Below are 14,599 nucleotides of genomic sequence, written 5' to 3'. Positions count from 1 at the left end.
CATAGGCCGACTCGGTCGCATCAGTCGTACGAAGTAATCCCGAGCCCGACGTATTGACGCGGGCATGTCCCTCGACGACGCTCCTGTGGGAGCGCTCCCGCAAGTCCCTCGTGACCGTTGCGATCCAGGAGTGAACCCACATGAGACGTACCTCAACATGGCTCGCCGCCCTGTCGTTCGGGCTGGCGGCCCTCTTCGTCACACCATCTCAGGCGCAGGCCGCGGACTCCCTCGAACGCGGCCCCTCCCTGTACGTCCCCGACGCCAACCCGGCTGCCTACCGGCAGGCGTTGGACCTCGCCCGAGCGGGCCAGTTCCTGGACGCCGCGGGCATCGTGGCCATGGTGAACACCCCGCAGGCCGTCTGGTACGGCGACCAGACGCCGGCCCAGGTGGAGCGGCTGATCCGGGGGGTGACGCGGGACGCGGACCGGGAGGGCGCGATCCCGGTGTTCGCGCTCTACAACATCCCAGGACGCGACTGTTCCAACTACTCGGGGGGCGGGGCCTCCAACACGGCGGAGTACAAGGAGTGGATCGACGCGGTGGCGCGTGGGATCGGCGGCCGCGATGCCCTCGTCACCCTCGAACCCGACGCCCTCGCCCTGCTGCCCGCGGACTGCGGCCAGGACGACGCGCAGGGCACGAAGACCGCGGCCCGGTACGTCGAGGTCAACTACGCGGTGTCCGTGCTGGAGCCGCTGCGCGGAACGCGCGTGTACCTCGACACCGGGCACCCCGGCTGGCACACCGTCAACTCCATCGTGCCGCGCCTGATCAGGGGCGGCATCGCGCACGCCTCCGGCTTCTACACCAACGCCTCGAACTACAACACCGACGACGCCAACTCCTGGTACGGCAAGCTGATCTCGTCGTGCCTCGCGTACGTCGACGGAGGTGGCGACGTCGCCGAGTGCCCGCACCAGTGGTGGCCGCGGGCCGACGCACAGGCCTGGCTCGACACGCACGTCCACGTGCCTGCGTCCCGGATGAAGCACTTCGTCACGGACTCCAGCCGCAACGGTCAGGGCCCCTGGACGCCGCCCGTCGGCAAGTACCCGGACCCGCAGGACTGGTGCAACCCACCGAACCGCGGCCTGGGTGCCCGACCGACCCTGCGCACCGGCGACCCCTTGCAGGACGCCAGGCTGTGGATCAAGACACCGGGCGAGTCGGACGGGCTGTGCCTGCGCGGCACTCCGGGCCCCGAGGACCCGGAGCGCGGGATGGTCGATCCCGACGCGGGGGACTGGTTCCCCGAACAGGCCCTGGAACTCGTACGGTTCGCCAAACCGCCGATTCTGGGCTGACGTTCAGGGGCGTTCAGGGGGTGGAGCGGCCCGGCGGGTGCCAACCTGCGTGCGACCGCCCATCCCCGTCACTCCCTCCGCTGCCGTTCCCATTCGCGTCAGTCCCCCTGCAGCAACCCCTCCACCGCCCGCCCGAACATCCATCGCCCCGCCCAGGCCAGCCCCCGGTCGAGGAACCCGGGCAGCAACCGCACCCTGATGTCCTCCCGCCAGACCACCCGCGAACCCCCGCCGTCCGCCGGATGCACCTCGATCTCGGCCCACCCCGTCACGAACGAGCCGCGCTTCTCCAGCCGGCACATGCCCGGCCCGTCGTGTCCCGGCGGCTGCCAGACGACCACCTCCATCGGGTCGTCGAACGCCAAGGGGCCCACACCCGACCGCGCCACGAACACGGTGCCCCGATGGGTCGGCGGCGGTGTGACCACTCTGATGCGGGTCAGCGGGACCACATCGGCGTGCCGCTGCCACTCGGTGAGCCGGTGCCAGCTCCGGTCGACGGGATACGGAGACTCGCGCTCCAGCAGGAAGAAGGCCACGGGCCGATCGTAGGCAGTCGAACGAGACATGAATTCTCACCCAACCACCTGAAATCGGGCGCGATCCCCCTACCATTTCCTCATAGGGCGAGCAAAGTGCCCGCCCCCAGGGGGAGTTGGTCGCCATGCCACTGAAGACCTACGGCGTACTCATCACACGGGCGGTCGACACCCGCCGCGAGGGTTCGTCCGACACTCCGCACTACCAGATCCACCTGACGGACGATCAGGGAGTGCACTACCGGGCATCGGTCAACGTGAAGTCGCAGGAGCGGCCGTCCGAGCTGCTCTATCTGGTGAGCGACGACTTCCAGCACCCGGTCACGGCGCAGTTGGAGGGCCTGGGGTCCGGCTGGAACACGCTGCCGCACGGACCCGGCGGCGCCAACTTCGACTTCGTACGCGGGAACCTCTTCGACCCGGCGCAGCTGCGGTCCCTGCCGCCGGACGCGGAGGGCCCCGACAACGACCTGGCCGACCTGCTCGACCACTACGTCCAGCGCGCGGTGGCCGACCCGGCCGCCCGGATGTACGTCTTCGGCGAGCGCTGGGGCCCCGAGCCCGCCGTCCGGGACAAGATCTTCGGGTTCCTGCCCGGAAACGGCGTGCACGACATCCATATGAACCAGGGCAACAGCCCCCGCTTCAAGGGCGACGACGGGGTCTGGCAGGACGGCGGGCTGCTGATCCACTTCCCCGGCCAGTCGCGCTGGGTCGCCGTCTTCCTCGCCTTCCAGAGCCAGTCCTGGCACACGGACGACATCACGGGCCACGCCCTGGTCCCGGCCCCGGATGACGGCGGCCCCCGCCCCGAGCCCGGCGACCGGCCGGTACGCATCGTGGCGGCGCTCGTGAACCCCCGGGGCCCGGCCCCCGAGCCGGAGACCGTGACACTCATCAACGCCTCCCCGGACACCGTCGACCTCACCGGCTGGCACCTCACCGACCGCCTGGACCACCGCTGCCCGGTCCCCGCCGGTCAACTCGCCGCCGGAGCAAGCCTGTTGGTCCCCGTCACGGGCGAGGTCCAACTCGGCAACCGCGGCGGCCAGATCACCCTGCTGGGCGCCGACGGCCTGAAGGTGCACGGCGTCTCGTACACGGCCGAGCAGTCCGGGCGGGAGGGCTGGACCATCGTGTTCTAGCCTGGCTCGGCGGCCGGGGCCTGTCGGCGGCGTCCCTCCGACAGATCACCTCGACAGATCACCTCGGCCGCAAGGAGCCCGCGATGACGTCCCACACGTCCCAGCCCGTCACGCCCGACCAACTCACCATCGTCCCGGCCAACAAGGCGTCCTGGGACGACCTGCGGGCGGTCTTCGGCACCACCGACGCGGGCAAGTGCAACTGCCAGCGCTACAAGATGCGCGAATCCCTGTGGAACACGGTCTCCGACGGCGAGCGCGCCGACCGGCTGCGTGAGCAGACCTCCTGTGACAACCCGAAGGCCCGCTCGACCAGCGGTCTCGTCGCCTACCTCGGCGACGAACCGGTCGGCTGGTGTGCGGTCGAGCCGCGCACCGCCTACCCGCGCCTGCTGCGTACGCGAACTCCGTGGACCGGACGTGACGAGGACAAGACGGACGACAGTGTCTGGGCCGTCACCTGCCTCGTCGTCCGCAAGGGCTACCGCAAGCGCGGCATCACCTACGGGCTCGCCCGTGCCACCATCGCCTTCGCCCGCGACCGTGGCGCTCGCGCGCTCGAGGCATACACGATGATCACCCAGCCCGGCAAGGAGATCACCTGGGGCGAACTCCACGTCGGCAGCCGTGATGTGTTCGCCGACGCCGGGTTCGCGCAGGTGAGCAAGCCCAGCCCGCGGCGCGTCGTCATGCGAGTCGACTTCTCCTGACAACACGTTCAGGCCGCGTACGACGCGTTCTGCGCCGTGCTCACCACCCGCTGCCCATCGGCGGCGCTGAGAAGACCCGCGGACACCCACGAGTTCACGACGGTCTGCACCCGCGAGACCAGCGCGCTCTTGCCGCTGAACGGAGCCCCGGCCCAGATCTCGTCGAGGAGAGTGGTGCCGTTCGCCCCGGTCGGGTTGGCGACGCCCGAGTCGGTGTTGCCGAAGACGAGTCGCGGCTCGGTCCGTCGGAAGTAGGCGTGCGTCGGGTCCTCCGTCCCCTCGGAGAACGGGGCGAACTCGGTGCCGTCGAGGGTGTAATGGAGGGGCTTGCCGGTCACCGGGGTGAGGGTGGGCAGCAGGTCGCCTGAGAGAGCGGCGTTGCGGTAGAGCCCGAACGGCAGGTAGCTCGTGCCCGCGTTGCGCGCCACCAGGTTGACCGGTCCGAAGAACAAGGCCTGGAGCGACGGGTCGTCGAGGGCCTTCTCCACCCGCAGCCGGAAGGGGACCGAGACGCGTACGACGTCGCCGCCGCGCCAGGTCCGGGAGACGGTGAAGTAGCTCCCGGCGACCGGAGTCCCGCTCACCGCACCGCCGTTGACCGTCACGCGGAAGCCGGCGGTCGCCCACGACGGCACCCGCAGACGCAGGGCGAAGGCCGCGCTGCCGCCCCCGATGGTGATCGTGGAACCCTGCTCGCGGGGGTAGTCGGTGGTCTGCGTGACGGTGACGCCCTTCTCGGACCAGTTGAGGGTGGTCGGGCTGTACAGGTTGACGTACAGCGCGCCCCCGTCCGCCGCCTTGAAGTACACCGAGTCCTGGTACTTGGTGGCGCTCTCCATGCCCGTGCCCTCGCAGCAGGTCGTCCCCTGCTTCGGGGTGTAGTCCCGGACATGGCCGGGGGTGAGACCGATGAAGTACGTGACGAGCGGCTTCTCCGCATCGGCCTTGTCCTGCTTGGAGCCCAACACCTGGTTGTAGAGGGCCCGTTCGTAGTAGTCCATGTACTTCGGGTCCTGCTCGTGGAAGAACAGCATCCGGCTGAGCTTGAGCAGGTTGTACGCGCAGCAGCTCTCGGCGTTGGTGTCGCTGATCGTCCCCGCGACGACCCCACGGGCCTTCCAGAACTCGGCGGTGCTGGTCCCGCCGATGCCGTACATCCGCACCGGTACGACCATGCCCCAGAAGTTCTTCGCGGCGCTCAGGTAGCGCTGCTCGCCCGTCGCGTCGTACAGCCGCAGCAGTCCGGTGAAGATCGGGATGTGCTGGTTGGCGTGCAGTCCGTCGAGGGTGTCGGTGTTCGCGGCGCAGGCGTCGATGAGTTTGTCGAGGTCGAACAGGCGGGCCAGCGCGAGGTGTTCGGCCTTGCCGGTGAGGGAGTGCAGATCGCAGATCGCCTCGACGATGCCGCCGAACTCTCCGCTGGAGAAGATGCCCCACATGCGTTGCAGGGTGGCGTCGGGCAGCTTGGAGAGCCGCGAGTACATCCAGTCGCACAGGCCGGAGGCGAGGTCGAGGGCGCGGGCGTCGTCGACGTGGAGGTAGGCGTCAAGGAGGCCGCGCAGGATCTTGTGCGCGGTGTAGTAGGGCGCCCACACCTTCGTGTAGTCGCCGCTGGTCATCGACTCCAGCGCGATGAACTGCGTCTCCGGGTACGCCGCGAGGAACCCGGGGTGGCTCGGCCCGCCCCAGGTGCGGCGCAGGGTGGCGGTCAGGCCGCGGCCGGAGGCGTCCGCGAAGTTGCCGCCGGTGGTCTCGTCGAAGGCGTACGAGGCGAGGTTGCCCCGGCCCACGGGTGAGGAGGCGGCCGAGGAGGTCTGCAGTGCGGTGATCTCGGCGGCGGTCAGCGCCCGCGACCAGATGTTGAACTCGTCGTACGCGCCCGCGAACACCGGGTCGGCGGGGTAGTTCGAGCGGCCGAGCCAGTTGTTCGCGAGGGTGCCAAGTGCCGCCGGGCTGAGGGTCATTGACGTGTTCTGCGCTACGGGCGTGCCGTTGACGTAGAGCGCTCCGGTGGAGCCCGAGAGTGTCACCGCTAGATGGCTCCACTGGTTCAGCGGCAGCGCGGCGGTGCCGTTGAGGCCCTGCTCGCCGCCCGCGCCGCCGGTGGTGATCGCGAAGCGCGGCACGCCGGTCGCGTTGCGGGCGGCCAAGTACATATAGCGCGTGGTGTCGTTGCCGAAGTCGAAGACCCGGGTCCAGTTGGCGTTGTGGGTGGGCTTCACCCAGGCCGACAGGGTGATCGCCGAGGCCCCGCCGAGCACGGCGGCCGGCAGATCGACGTACTGGTAGGAGCCCCGGACGTTCTCCGCGCCCGTGCCGAACCTCCCGGAGACGCTGAGCACTGCCGGGGCAATCCGCAGCGCCGCCCGAACCTCGGTCAACGCCCCGACCATGGCGCGGACTTTGTCGGCGTACACCTGCTCGCCGGTGGTGCCGTAGGCCTGGGCGAGCATCGTCAGGAAGTGGCCGGTGTAGTGGCCCCGGAGGTTGCCGTTGGCCTCCCCGTCCAGGCCCTCCCAGCCACCGGGGGCCACCGCGCCCCGGGTGGAGAGCCCCGCGTTGGCGCGGAAGACCTGGAGCAGCCGGTCCACGTCGTACCCGCGGCCGTGGTCGAGCATCAACTGCCGCTTGGCGGCGAAGACGCCCTGGCCGAGCTTGACGTCCTTGAGCTCGAACGGCCGGAGTGTCCAGGCAGCAGGCGCGGGCAGGGTGGCGGCAGCGGCCCGGCCGGACGCGGCGTAGGCCAAGGCGGGTGCCGCCGCGGCCAGTGCCGCGCTCTGGAGCAGGAACCGTCTGGAGAGGTGGGGGGCCATGTGTTCCTCGTCTCTGCGCGTCTTGGGGTCTGGCCGGGCTACTCGGCGTAGAAGGTCGCGTCCTGCCGGTCCAGCGCGGTGCTCACCACCTGGAGCTGGATGAGGTTGGCGTAGTGCCGGACGTACCGGCCGGGGAAGTTGTACGACTCGAACGAGACGCCCGCCGTGGTGTCCGCGAGACCCGCACGCCGCTGGAAGGAGGCGTCGGCCAGGAAGGTGGCGGTGCCGTCGTTCTTCTCCACCCACAGCTCGTAGTTCTTGTGGCGGAGGTAGTAGCCGGGGAAGTTCGCCGATTCGAGCGAGACCGTGCCGCTGCCCGCGAGCCCGGTCACCACCCGGAACTGCGAGTCGGCGAGGTTGGTGACGTTCGCTTCGAGCCTGGCGCGGAACTCCCAGTGGCGGATGAAGCGGCCCGGGTAGTTGTAGGACGAGAAGCGGACCGGGGTGAGGCCGTCGGCGACCGGGATGCCGAAGTTCGGTGTGCCGTCGGCGTTCCAGTACAGCTTCTGGTAACGGGTGCGCCGGTTGGGGTCGTTGAGCGGGTCGCCGGTGATGTCCTTGTAGTTGCGGTCGTGGTAGACGAGGACGTCGCTCTTGCCGTCCTCGGACGTGGTGAAGGTGTTGTGGCCGGGCCCGTACTGGCCGGTGGCCGCGTTGCTGGTGAAGACCGGGGTCGGCGTCTTGGTCCAGGAGGCCGCGTTCATCAGGTCGGCCGTCGCGGAGGCGGTCAACAGGCCGAGGCAGTAGTTGCTGTCGGTGGCGCTGGCCGAGAAGGTCATGAAGACCTTGCCGTTCCGCTGGATGACCGACGGCCCTTCGTTGACCGTGTGGCCGATCGTCTCCCAGGCGTTGGTGGGCCGGGAGATCATGACCGGACTGCCGCTGATCGTCCAGGGGTTGGACATCCTCGCGAGGTAGAGGTTGGTGCCGTCGCCGACCGCCGGGTCGTTCTGCGCCCAGCTCAGATAGCGGGTCCCGTTCACGACGAAGGTCGTGGCGTCGAGCGAGAAGGTGTCCAACGGCAGCGCGATACGGCCCTTTTCGGTCCAGGTGCCGGTCAGCGGATTGGCGGAGCTCGACTCGAGGACGTACGGCCGGATCTTCCAGATGTCGTTGGTGGCGCCGGCGGCGAAGTAGACGTACCACTTGCCGTCGATGAAGTGGATCTCCGGTGCCCAGATGTGGGCGCCCATCTCGCCACTGCTGTGCTTGGTCCAGATGGTCGTCTCGGCGGCCGTGGACAGACCCTGGAGCGTGGTGGCGCGGCGCAGCACGATCCTGTCGTACGCGGGGACGGTCGCGGTGAAGTAGTAGTAGCCGTCGGTGTGTTTGAAGATGTGCGGGTCGGCGCGCTGTTCGGCGACCGGGTTGGTGAAGGTCACGGCGGGGGAGGCCGGGGCGGCTGCGTGGGCGGGGGTGACGGTGGCGGTGAGGGCCAGGGCGGCGAGGCCCGTCAGCACCACTCGGCGGCTGGGACGGCTCATGGGGGTACTCACTCCTGGGTCGGTGGCGGTCAGGCGGTAGTGGGCTGGAGGCGCCACTGCTGGCAGTTGTTGTTGAGCCAGGTCCACTGGCGTACGTCGGCGCCGTCGGCCGTGGAGCAGTCGGCTACGTCGGCGACCTTGCCGCTGTTGGCGTTGACGATCCGGACGTAGTCGCCGCCGGTGTAAACGAGCCTGAACTTCTGGCAGTTGTTGTTGAGCCAGGACCACTGCCGGATGTCCGCGCCGTCGGCGGTGGAGCAGTCGGCGGTGTCCGCGACCTTGCCGGTGGCCACGTTGACCAGGCGGCTGGTGTCGTTGCCGAGGTCCTCGATCCGCCACTTCTGGTTGGCGCCGCCGCTGCACGTCCACTGGAAGATGTTGGTGCCGTCGGCCGTGTTGCCGCCCGCGACGTCAAGGCACTTGCCGCTGTTGCGGTTCACCAGGGTGTACGCGGTCGGTGTGGTCGCCGTTTCCCCGGCAGGACCGGGGAGGGTGGTGCCGGTCGCCACCGGGGTGCCGAAGTTGGGGGTGCCGTCCGCGTTCCAGGTGAACTTCTGTGCCCGGGTGGTGCGTCCGTTGCCGCAGCCGCCGCTCGCCGAGCTGTTGGCGTGGTAGACGAGCCAGTTCTCGGTGCCGTCCGGTGAGGTGAAGAACCCGTTGTGGCCAGGACCGTAGACCCCGGCCGCGTCGTTGCGCTGGAAGACCGGCGTCTGCTTCTTCGTCCAGGACGCGGCGGAGAGCGGGTTGCTGCCCGTCAGTTCCAGCTGCCCCAGTTTGTAGTCGGCGGTCTGGCAGTAGCTCGCGGAGAAGGTCAGGAAGGTCCTGCCGCCGTGATACAGCGGCTCGGGGCCCTCGTTGACCGGCGCGCCGGACGTCTCCCAGCTCAGCGTGGGACTGGAGATGACCGTGAACGTGGAACTGCTCAGCGTGTACGGGTTGCTCATCGGGGCGATGACCAGGCTCTGCGCGCTGCCGTTGGCCGAACCGCTGCCCACCAGGTAGAGGCTGCCCCCGTGTTCGAGCACGCTGGCGTCGATCAGCCAGCCCCCGGGGTTCAGATTGGACCCTGTGAGGGTGTTCTTGTACGTGTACGGGCCCATCGGGTCGGTGCCCGCGCTCTCCAGGACGTGCGTGCGCTGGGAGTCGCAGCAGGCGACTCCGCTCGGCGCGGCCGAGTAGTACAGGTACCACTTGCCGTTGAGGAAGTGGATCTCCGGTGCCCAGAAGTTCGCGTTGCGCCCTGCGGTGGTGTCCGACCACACCTGGACGCTGGGCGCGGTGGCAAGGCCGGCGAGCGTCGGGGACTTGCGCATGGTCAGCTCGTTGGTGAACGAGGTGGTCACCAGGTAGTAGTTGCCGTTGTAGTACTCCAGCCAGGGGTCGGCGCCCTTCTGCGCCTTGACCGGGTTGGTATACGGCTGGCCGGCGGCCGCGGCGGCGGGCTGGGCGGTGACCGGTGACACGAGCAGGGCCAGGAGTACGGCGCCCAGGGCGAACCAGTGACGGATACGGAACACGGCAAGTCCCCTTTGACGGCCAGTTGTTCGGGATTACGAACGCTGTGCGGGTGTCCGACCAGAAGATAAGTTTCGGGCAGGGGCACGTCAACGCTTCTGACGTGTTTCGATTCCGGTTCGACTCAAGGTGCTTGTGGGTGTTTGTCGTAACTCCCGTTGCGTGCGGGGCGAGTTGGAGTCACTTTGCCAATTGTTGACAGTTGAGGCACGGGTGTTGTTAGGTATGCCTTACCTAAGTTCGGACGGACGTGGTGAGTCGACCGACCGGCCCGTCCGGCTTTTCCTGACGCCGTGAAAGGTGCTCTTCCCCATGAGAGTTGTTCCGTCCGCCCGTACCGCCGCCCGCGCGGGTCTCGCCGTCGTCGCCTCCGCCGCGCTGACCCTCGGCCTGGCCACCTCGGCCTCCGCCGCCACCTCGACCCGCACGATCGTCGACGGAACCACCACCTACAACCTGTCGCTGACCGCACCGGATTCGGCCGCCGCGGCGGGCCAGGTCGTAACCGTAACGGGCTCCGGGTACAACACGAGCCAGGGCATCTATGTCGGCCTGTGCGTGGTCACGGGCGACCCCGGTGAGGCCAAGCCCACCCCGTGCCTCGGCGGCCAGGACGAGACCGGCACGACCGGCGCCTCCTACTGGGTGTCCAACGCCGGCGGCGGCTCGCTCCCCAGCAGCTCCACCTTCGGCACCGGCGGCACCTTCACCGCCACGATCTACGTCAAGGCCACCCTCGACAACGGCAGCGTCTGCGGCCAGGACGTCGACTGCGCCATCGTCACCCGCGCCGACCACACGGACACCAACGACCGCAACTACGACGTCCACGTCCCGATCGACTTCCAGTAAGCACAACGAAGGCCGGGCCCCCTCGACGGGGGCCCGGCCTGTGCGGTACCGGGGCTCAAACGGAACGGTCGGGCAGCACGAGCGGTGCGCCGGTGCGCGGGTGGGGCAGGACCTCGACGGGCTGGCGGTAGACACGGGTGAGGAGCCCGGCCTCGAAGACGTCGGCGGGCGGTCCGTCGGCGGCGGTGCGGCCGTCGTGGAGGACGGCGACGCGGTCGGCGTACGCGGCGGCCAGGCCCAGATCGTGCAGGACGACCACGACGGCGTCGCCGGCCGCGGCCCGCTCCCGGCAGACACGCAGGACGAGTTCCTGGTGGCGAAGGTCGAGGGCGGCGGTGGGCTCATCCAGGAGGAGCAGCGGCGTCCGCTGGGCGAGTACGCGCGCCAGGGCGACCCGGGCCCGCTCGCCACCGGAGAGCGCGGAGAAGGAACGGGCGGCGAAGCCGGTCGTCTCGGTGGCGGCAAGGGCGCGGGCGACGGCGGCGTCGTCGTCCTCCTCGCGCGGTGTGCCGGCCCACGGGGCCCGGCCCATCCGTACGACCTCCTCGACCGGGAACGGGAAGGCGAGGGCGGCCGACTGGGGCAGCACCGCGCGGCGCAGGGCCAGTTCGGCCGGCGGCCAGGTACGGGCGTCACGGCCGCAGATCCGCACCTCGCCCGCATCCGGTGCCAGGTCGGCGGCGAGGGCGGCGAGGAGCGTGGACTTGCCGGCGCCGTTGGGGCCGACGAGGGCCAGCACCTCGCCCGTCCGGACGGTGAGGTCGATGCCGGTCAGGACTTCGCGGGAGCCGAGTCGCACATGGAGACCGCGTGCCTCGGCGACGGTGCTTCCGGGCTCGTAGGGCTCGGGAAGCGAACGGTGGCGGGTGGCGGCGAAGAGGGATCTCATGCCCAGCCTCCTTGCGTACGGCGGGTGCGGCGCAGCAGCCAGAAGAAGACGGGACTGCCGAGGAACGCGGTGAGGACGCCGAGCGGGAGTTCGGCGGGTGCGGCCAGGGTGCGGGCGGCCAGGTCCCCGGCGAGCAGGACGACCGCTCCGCCGAGCGCGCTGCCCGCGATGAGGAAGCGGTGTCCGGGGCCCGCGGCCATGCGCAGCAGGTGCGGGACGACCAGGCCGACGAAGCTGATGATCCCGGAGACCGCGACGGCGGCGGCCGTCAGGAGCGCGATCACCAGGACGAGGACGAGACGCAGCCGTTCGACGTCCACGCCCAGGTGGCGGGCCGGGCGTTCACCGAGCGAGAGCAGGTCCAGGCGGCGGGCGTACAACGGGGCGGCGGCCAGGCCCACGAGGGCGCACGGCAGGACGGCGAGGACCTTGGGCCAGGTGGCCTGGGAGAGGGAGCCGAGCTGCCAGAAGGCGATCTGGTTCACGGCGGCGGTGTCCGCGAAGAAGATGAACAGGCCGATCATCGCGCCCGCGAAGGCGTTCACGGCGATGCCGGTCAGGATCAGCGTGACGACCTCGCTGCGGCCCCCGGAGCGGGACATCCCGTACACGAGCAGGACGGTGGCGAGTCCCGCGACGAACGCGCAGGCGGAGACGGTCCAGTTGCCGAAGAAGTTCAGGCCCAGCGAGATGCAGCAGACGGCGCCGACCGCCGCGCCGGAGGAGATGCCGATGACGCCGGGTTCGGCGAGCGGATTGCCGAAGACACCCTGCATGAGCGCGCCCGCGCAGCCGAGCGAGGCGCCGACGAGCAGCGCGAGGACGATGCGGGGGAAACGGACGTTCCACAGGACCGACTCGGCGACCCGGTCCAGGGAGGTTCCGCCGAGCCCGATCCTGTGCTGGATCGAGCCGAGGACGTCGCCGGTCGGGATGGGGTAGGCGCCGAGGGCGCCGGAGGCCAGGACGAGGGCGACGAGGGCGGCGATCATGCCCACGGTGAGCAGCCAGGCGGCGCCGCGTCTGCGCCGGTCGATGGGTGCGGGCTCGATCCCGGGCGCGCTCGGCCCGGCTTCGGTCTTGGGCCCGGGCCCGGGCCCGGCGGCTTCGCCGGACTGTGCGGGGCTGTCGAGGGCGGTCACTTCGCCTCCTGGCTGGAGCTGTTCACTGATCGACGGGGGAGTTCGGCACCTGGCCGGTGCGCGGGCCGTACCGGCCGGACCGGAGCCCGCCCAGCGGTTCACCGGTCCGTCGACCCCGTCGGCCGGCGTCATGTCCCTCGGCCGGGCAGGCCCGCGCGCACTCAGGCGGCGGGCCTGAACTCCTCGCCCAGCTCCCGGAATACCGCCCCGTTGAGGGCGAAGGCCCGGTTGCACTCCTCGATGACGCGCTGCTTCTCCAGGTCGTCCACCGCGATCGCGTCGAGCAGCGCGCGGTAGCCCCGCTTGAACTCCGCCGGGTTGCCGACGCCCTCGAAGACGTAGAAGCGGACCCCGTCGCCCTTGCGTGCGAAGCCCCAGGTCTTCTCCGCCGTACCGCGGATGATCTGGCCACCCGACAGATCGCCGAGGTACCGGGTGTAGTGGTGCGCGACATACCCGGCGGTCCACGTGCGCGCGCACTCCTCGACCCGCGCCGCGTACGTCTGCGTCGACGGCAGCGCGCTGACCGTCTCGCGCCAGTCGGCACCCCGCAGATGCGCGAGGTCGCGCTCGATCTCCGCCACCCGGAACAGCTCGGGCCGGATGAAGGGCCCGGCCACCGCGTCGCCCGCCAGCGCCTCGGCCGAGGCCTCCAGCGCCCGGTACACGAACCACAGCTGCTCGGTGTAGCGCGCGTACGCGTCGAGGCCGAGCCTGCCGCCGAGCAGGTCGCTCATGAACCCGGAGTTCTCCGCCTCGGTGTGCTGGTCGTGCGACGCGGTGCGGATCAGCACCGAGAACGGAGTCGCGTCGGCGGTGACGGCACGGGCATTCACGAGGGCCTCCAGGCGCACGAAAAGGGAATGAAAGGGGACGAAGGATGGGGAGGGAGTGGGCAGCGGTCGCGAAGAGCCGCGCCGACAGCTCAGATCCTCCTACTTAGGCTTACCTAAGTCAATCTGTTCCCGACAGGCTGTCGGGAACTCCGGGCCTCTCGTGGCGGTACGCGGGTCGGGAACTCCGGGCCCCCGGTGGCGATACGCGGGTCACGGGCTCACGTGCGATGGAGGCGGTCGACGAGGATGTCGATGACCAGGGGGGTGCGCGGCCCGTAGCTCAGCAGAACCCCGTCCTCCAGGGTCACGATCCGCCGGTCCAGCCCGGCCGGGGTCTCCTTGATGCCGGGGACGTCGAAAAGCCCGTCGACTCCTCCGACCGACTCCAGGCCCTTGGTCATCATCAGGATCACGTCGGGCTGCGCCTTGACGAGGGCTTCGCCGGTGAGGGGGGTGAAGGGCCTGTTCAGGCCTGCGTCGACACCCGCGTCCACCGCGCCCGCCGCCTCGATCAGCGAGTCCGCGCCCGACCCCTTGCCACCCATGAGGTAGACGGCCGCGCTGCCGCGCATGTACAGGAAGGCGACCTTGGGCCGGCTGCCCTCGGGGACGACCGCCCGGGCCGCCGCGAGTTCCTTGCCGATGCGGGAGTTGAGGGCCTTGCCCGCCGCGGGAACGCCGAGGGCCTCGGCGATGCGGGTGGTCCGGGTCGCGACGTCGGCCAGTTCGGTGGCCGGGTCGAGGACGACGACGGGGACGCCGGCGTCGCGGATCTGGTCGATCGCTTCCTTCGGGCCGGTGTCGGTGTCGGCGAGCACCACGGTGGGGTGCAGGGAGAGCACGCTCTCCGCGCTGACGTCGTGTGCCTTGGTGACCTGCGGGAGCTTCTTCGCCTCCTCGAACGTCGCGGTGATGTCGCGTCCCACGACCCGGTCGCCGAGCCCGAGGGTGAAGGCGATCTCCGCCACACCGCCGTTGAGGGGCAGGATGCGGGAGGCGTCCTCGACGGTGACTTCGCGCCCGTCGGAGGAGTCGACGGTGACGGGCAACTCGGGTACGGGCGCCTTGCCTTCGAGGGGTACGACGGTGTTCTTCGCGAGCTGCTTCTCGGCCGCCGCGGCGCGCTCGCTCGCGGAGGCCGGGGACGGATCCGCCCCCGAGGAGCCGGAGTTGCCCGCGCAGGCGCCGGTGAGCAGCGCGAGGGCCAGGGTCAGGGCCAGGGCGGCTGGGCCTCGGTGCCGCGGGGGCTGATGGGGTCTTCCGGACATGTGCATCGCTCGGCCTTTCGGGTCGCCCGTCGGTATCGCACAGTTGATCAATAGCTTAGGTTAGGTTTACCTTAGGAACTCGTGGTGGGGGTGTAG

12 protein-coding genes are annotated in these 14,599 nt (G+C 70.1%); 4 read left to right on the top strand and 8 right to left on the bottom strand.

The features are described 5' to 3' along the window. Positions 1 to 140 precede the first annotated feature (140 nt). Positions 141 to 1,310: a glycoside hydrolase family 6 protein gene (locus OG246_RS38810; protein ID WP_266473776.1), complete on the top strand. Its 1,170-nt coding sequence runs from the start codon at positions 141 to 143 to the stop codon at positions 1,308 to 1,310. 98 nt (positions 1,311 to 1,408) lie between these two features. Here OG246_RS38810 and OG246_RS38805 read toward each other — a convergent pair whose 3' ends face one another. After that, a complete protein-coding gene (locus tag OG246_RS38805; protein WP_266473775.1) occupies positions 1,409 to 1,849 on the bottom strand; it encodes an SRPBCC family protein in 441 nt (146 codons plus the stop codon). A gap of 125 nt (positions 1,850 to 1,974) precedes the next feature. Here OG246_RS38805 and OG246_RS38800 point away from each other — a divergent pair, with 125 nt between their 5' ends. Continuing rightward, a complete protein-coding gene (locus OG246_RS38800) occupies positions 1,975 to 2,994 on the top strand; it encodes a DUF2278 family protein (RefSeq protein WP_266473773.1) in 1,020 nt (339 codons plus the stop codon). 83 nt (positions 2,995 to 3,077) lie between these two features. After that, positions 3,078 to 3,704, top strand: coding sequence for a GNAT family N-acetyltransferase (locus OG246_RS38795; protein ID WP_266473771.1), 627 nt, complete (start codon positions 3,078 to 3,080; stop codon positions 3,702 to 3,704). A gap of 8 nt (positions 3,705 to 3,712) precedes the next feature. Here the strand turns inward: OG246_RS38795 and OG246_RS38790 are convergent, their stop codons facing one another. The 3 genes from OG246_RS38790 to OG246_RS38780 are packed head-to-tail and all read right to left on the bottom strand — an operon-like array spanning position 3,713 to position 9,518. Then, a complete protein-coding gene (locus tag OG246_RS38790; protein WP_266473769.1) occupies positions 3,713 to 6,517 on the bottom strand; it encodes a beta-L-arabinofuranosidase domain-containing protein in 2,805 nt (934 codons plus the stop codon). 38 nt (positions 6,518 to 6,555) lie between these two features. Beyond that, positions 6,556 to 8,001 carry a family 43 glycosylhydrolase gene (locus OG246_RS38785; protein WP_266473768.1) on the bottom strand — a complete coding sequence of 482 codons (1,446 nt, stop codon included), beginning with the start codon at positions 7,999 to 8,001 and terminating at the stop codon, positions 6,556 to 6,558. Positions 8,002 to 8,030: 29 nt separating this feature from the next. Further along, on the bottom strand, positions 8,031 to 9,518 hold the full coding sequence (locus OG246_RS38780; protein WP_266473766.1) for a family 43 glycosylhydrolase: 1,488 nt from the start codon (positions 9,516 to 9,518) through the stop codon (positions 8,031 to 8,033). Positions 9,519 to 9,828: 310 nt separating this feature from the next. Here OG246_RS38780 and OG246_RS38775 point away from each other — a divergent pair, with 310 nt between their 5' ends. Further along, the gene (locus tag OG246_RS38775) at positions 9,829 to 10,368 is read left to right on the top strand and encodes a hypothetical protein (protein WP_266473765.1); all 540 of its coding nucleotides are present in this window, start codon (positions 9,829 to 9,831) and stop codon (positions 10,366 to 10,368) included. Between the two features lie 55 nt (positions 10,369 to 10,423). Here OG246_RS38775 and OG246_RS38770 read toward each other — a convergent pair whose 3' ends face one another. The 4 genes from OG246_RS38770 to OG246_RS38755 all read right to left on the bottom strand — a co-directional run bounded on the left by OG246_RS38770 (position 10,424) and on the right by OG246_RS38755 (position 14,509). Beyond that, entirely contained in the window at positions 10,424 to 11,257 is an 834-nt protein-coding gene (locus OG246_RS38770) for a heme ABC transporter ATP-binding protein (protein ID WP_266473763.1), read from the bottom strand. Further along, a complete protein-coding gene (locus OG246_RS38765; RefSeq protein ID WP_323178381.1) occupies positions 11,254 to 12,249 on the bottom strand; it encodes an iron ABC transporter permease in 996 nt (331 codons plus the stop codon). The genes OG246_RS38770 and OG246_RS38765 overlap by 4 nt, the downstream gene beginning before the upstream one ends. 311 nt (positions 12,250 to 12,560) lie before the next feature. Beyond that, positions 12,561 to 13,235, bottom strand: a complete 675-nt coding sequence (locus OG246_RS38760; protein ID WP_266473762.1) for a heme oxygenase (biliverdin-producing) — start codon at positions 13,233 to 13,235, stop codon at positions 12,561 to 12,563. Between the two features lie 218 nt (positions 13,236 to 13,453). Continuing rightward, positions 13,454 to 14,509 carry a hemin ABC transporter substrate-binding protein gene (locus OG246_RS38755; protein WP_266473760.1) on the bottom strand — a complete coding sequence of 352 codons (1,056 nt, stop codon included), beginning with the start codon at positions 14,507 to 14,509 and terminating at the stop codon, positions 13,454 to 13,456. Between the last annotated feature and the right edge of the window lie 90 nt (positions 14,510 to 14,599).

The sequence above is a fragment of the Streptomyces sp. NBC_00620 genome (assembly GCF_026341825.1).
GTDB lineage: Bacteria > Actinomycetota > Actinomycetes > Streptomycetales > Streptomycetaceae > Streptomyces.
This window is presented reverse-complemented; position numbering and strand designations above follow the sequence as displayed.